This window comes from Marinomonas sp. HM11-D, from assembly GCF_057626615.1.
Genome location: NZ_JBMMKT010000042.1, coordinates 1 through 309, shown reverse-complemented (window position 1 = coordinate 309; position 309 = coordinate 1). Strand labels below are relative to the sequence as shown.

Below are 309 nucleotides of genomic sequence, written 5' to 3'. Positions count from 1 at the left end.
AGAAGACGACTCTCCCGAGTCATTAGCAGAGGCCAAATCTAACGTCAGTGGGGCCGCTGGTGCCGTGGTATCCACCGTCACGATCAACGAAGACGATGCCGTGGAGGTATTGCCCGCGGCATCGGTCGCTTTGGCGGTCAGGGTATGAGCGCCATTCGCTAACGTCGACGTGGTGATTGACCAGTTGCCACTACCATCGGCGGTCGTGCTGCCCAGAACCGAAGTGCCATCGGTATCGTACAGGGTCACAGTCGCATAGGCTTCTGCGGTACCGCTGATCGAAGGCGTGGTACTGCTAGTGAGGTTGTC

The 309-nt window shown here is 58.6% G+C and carries 1 protein-coding gene; it reads right to left on the bottom strand.

Translation table 11 applies throughout. From position 1 onward, the window contains the following. Window positions 1-309 (bottom strand): Ig-like domain-containing protein (locus ACOSVP_RS18595; RefSeq protein WP_487348975.1); only part of this gene is annotated, 309 nt, incomplete at both ends.